The sequence below is a fragment of the Candidatus Obscuribacterales bacterium genome (assembly GCA_036703605.1).
Taxonomy (GTDB): domain Bacteria; phylum Cyanobacteriota; class Cyanobacteriia; order RECH01; family RECH01; genus RECH01.
In genome coordinates this window covers 1-3496 of record DATNRH010000433.1, presented here as the reverse complement: position 1 = coordinate 3496, position 3496 = coordinate 1, and the positions used below count along the sequence as shown (strand labels likewise).

Below are 3496 nucleotides of genomic sequence, written 5' to 3'. Positions count from 1 at the left end.
GCTCATACTACCCGAGTTACAGTAACACGCATCCTCAATCAATGGGAGCGAGAGGGTAAGCTGCAGCGATCAACGCGATCGCTGGTCTTACTGAAACAAAGCGTAGATTCTTAACCTTAGTTTAAGTAGGCAAGCTCCACTCAATAAAGCTAAGATGTTAGGCTTTGATTTTGCTTAACTCTCTTCTCATAGGAGTTTCAGCATTAGGCAATACTGAAATGCATTTTGTAAACCATGAACTTCTCTTGTGGAACCTCTAGGTAAATCTAGAGTTTTGCGGTCATTCCCGAGGGCAACCCCCATTCGGGTGAGGATGAATCAATCGATAGGGTAGTTTATATTTAGGAACAAGATGGGTGGAAAGACGTCATCTTCCGTTGTAGAATCTAAAGCTTCATACCATAATTTATCACTGATAAGGACTGTTTATGGTTCAACATCGAGGTTGGCGTCGGGTGGGAGTAGGTATCGCTGCAGCCGTCTTAGCCTGGACGCCAGGTTTGCCTCTGCAGGTCTCTGTGGCTAATGAGCCAGTGCCGATGAATCGTCAAGACTGTACGGAACAGCGTGGATACTACCTAGACATCCTGCTGCGGAATACCTTACTTTACAATAGCGATCGCTATGCCCAGACGGGGCAGTTTGAACTAGCGGCGCGATCGCTGAATCATGGCGCAACTTTAGTTCATACTATTGAGAATCCTAATCTACGGTCAGAGCTTGTGGCTTACCTAATCGGCCGATCGGGGGGCCAGCCCAGCACTCTCGACCAACTGCTGGCCTACTATCAAACCACCAAAGAGACCGAAGCGCTTCTGCCGCTCCTGGAGGCGATCGCCGTGGGGGCTCGTTCGCTAACCGGAGACTATGGTGTGATCAACAACCGTCAGGCCACCTTGGTGCGTCTGGCGCAGATCTATCATGACCTCGGCTATCCAGAGCAAGCCCGCGCTCAGTTAGACGAGGCCCAATCCTCCCTTGTGACTCTTCAAGGGGAGGGCTATGGTCTGCTCGTGGCTCCTATGGCAGAAACCTATGCGGCGTTGGGAGACTTAGAAACGGCGATCGCCCTTTTGGATCCGGCCCTGACCCTGACCCGCCAGATGTCCCTCGATGCTGGATCGGACCGCCTTGCCTATCAGTCTGATATCTTCAGCACCCTGGCGATCGCCTATGCTCGCTCAGGGGCCCTCCCCACTGCCATGCAGATTCTAGACGAGATCCACCATGATGGCATTCGCGCCAGAACTCTGATTGCCATGGCCGACTATCAGCCCTCAGCCGATCAATCTATCCGCCTGTTAAACCAAGCGGCCCAGCAGTTCCAGACCCTGACCTCAGAGGAGCGATCGTCCCTGTTGGGGCCTTTGGCTCTTGGCTATGGTCAGGTGGGGCAATGGGAAGCTGCCTTCCAGCAGGTTGACCAGATCCAATCAGCGGAGGCGAAGATTCGTAGCTTATCTGCATTAGCAGCTCTGCAAGCCAGTCAGCCGTCCACCGGCAGCGATCGGGATTTACTAGCGGAGTTGGTCGCGATAGCCCAAGGCATAACGCCGTTTTATGATGGCGATCGCTTGATTGAACAAGCCGCTCAGTCCTATATCGATCAGCAGCACTACGACCTAGCTCTCCAGCTCAGCCAACAGTTAGACGAAACCCTCAAATCTAATTTGCTCCAGCGTCTGATCCCAGCCGCCAGCCGCCATGGCGCTATGGATGTGGCCTATGCGGCCCTGGCCGTGATGCCTCCAGGATGGGAAAATCAGCTTTATTATCTCAGCCTGAAGGAGATTGTGGCGGCTTATGCCCAAGCAGGGCAGTATGATCAGGCTCTGGCTGAGCTAGGTAATTTGCGGAATACACCCTATGTACCTAGCTATACTCAAGCTCAGATCGCCATTGCCCAGGCCTATGGGGACGAAGGAAATACGGAGGCCGCTGTGGATCACCTGAATCAAGCGCTGCAGTCTATGACTGATCTGGAGGCAGCTATTGAACAGGAGATGCTGATCACCATTGCGGGGCAGTTTGCTAGGTTAAATCGTCCTGAGGAGGCGATCGCGGTGCAAACTCGGGTGCTAGGGCAGGATAGCTATGGGGTTATATCGTCGATGGATGTGCTGCTAGACCAATACCTCAGGGTAGACCACGATGAGTTGGCGTTCCAGTTGGTTCAATCGGTTGAGCCTGGTTATGCTCGCGATCGCTTGCTGTATCAGATTCTGACTCATCAGCTTAACCTTGGGGACTATGGGGCCGCGGCATTGATGGCTGAGCAGCTTGATGACGATCGCCAGCAAATTGTTGCTTGGCTTACCGTGGTGGACTATTACACCGCAGCGGCACAGCAGGAGCCAGCTCTAGCCCTTTTGGAGCAAGCTACGGCGATCGCTACGGCCCTAGAGGGTGTGGATGAAGACAGCGCCGCCACCAATCCCGATCGGGCGGCGGCTATGCAGATGGATGGCTCAATTCCCTATCGCGATCCCCTGGATCGGGGCACGCTGATTGAGTCCATCGCGGTGCGCTATGCGGAACTACGGCAACACGAGACCGCCATTGAGGTTTCTCGGGCTTTGCGATCGCCTTTGGCGCAAGACCAGTTGAAACAGCGGCTGATGTGTTATCGAGACTAAGATCATCTATGGCCAGGATCGACAGGGCTAGTCTCTGGAAAATCCTGGCTATGGATAAGATTCTGGTATTGTCACTTATTTTAATTTACTCTGCTAATGCTTCCTCGTCTCTTGTAATGTTTGCAGTCAACTGGTTTATCTCTAGGAAGAGACTCGGGAGCGTTGCGGATGTAGGCTTTGAGATCCATCGGGGGTGCGGGGTCAAGGGCGTTGCTATGGTATCACCGGGCGGGACGGTGGGGAGTGGAGGGTGAGGATATTTGAATTAGCAATGCTCTCCACCCCTACCTGCTTCTAGCGTCTCGTCGTCGAAAAATTGTCGAACCAGCCGCGTTTCCAGAAGAAGTAGATTTGCAGGGCGGCAATCACCGCCATCACGGTCAAACAGATTATGTAGCCCCAGTACCACCCCAGTTCGGGCATGTTGAAGGGTGACTTCTCGGTATCAAAGTTCATGCCGTAGATCCCAGCGATAAAGGTCAGAGGGATGAAGATGGAGGAGATGACCGTCAGCAGCTTCATCACTTCATTCATGCGGTTGTTGATGGATGACAGATACACATCCATCAGGCTGGAGGCAATTTCGCGGTAGTTTTCGATAATATCTACCACCTGCACAATGTGATCGTAGACGTCTTGCAGGTAAACGCGCACCTCCTGGCTGATCAGATCGTCGCTGTCGCGGATCAGTCCGTTGATCACGCTGCGCTGGGGCCAGATATAGCGACGCAGCTTCATTAGCCCCCGGCGCATGCGGTGGATTTTCTTGATGGTGGCATTGGTGGGGTTGGCAACCACTTCTTCTTCAAGTTCTTCGAGGGTTTCGCCAATCACCTCTAGCACCGGAAAAAAGCTGTCAA

Annotated in this window: 2 protein-coding genes; one reads left to right on the top strand and one right to left on the bottom strand. The window is 53.1% G+C overall.

The features are described 5' to 3' along the window. The first annotated feature begins 428 nt into the window (after positions 1 to 428). Positions 429 to 2636: a hypothetical protein gene (locus tag V6D20_09010; protein ID HEY9815917.1), complete on the top strand. Its 2208-nt coding sequence runs from the start codon at positions 429 to 431 to the stop codon at positions 2634 to 2636. Positions 2637 to 2930: 294 nt separating this feature from the next. Here V6D20_09010 and corA read toward each other — a convergent pair. Further along, positions 2931 to 3496 (bottom strand): magnesium/cobalt transporter CorA (gene corA / locus V6D20_09005; GenBank protein HEY9815916.1); only part of this gene is annotated, 566 nt, incomplete at its 5' end.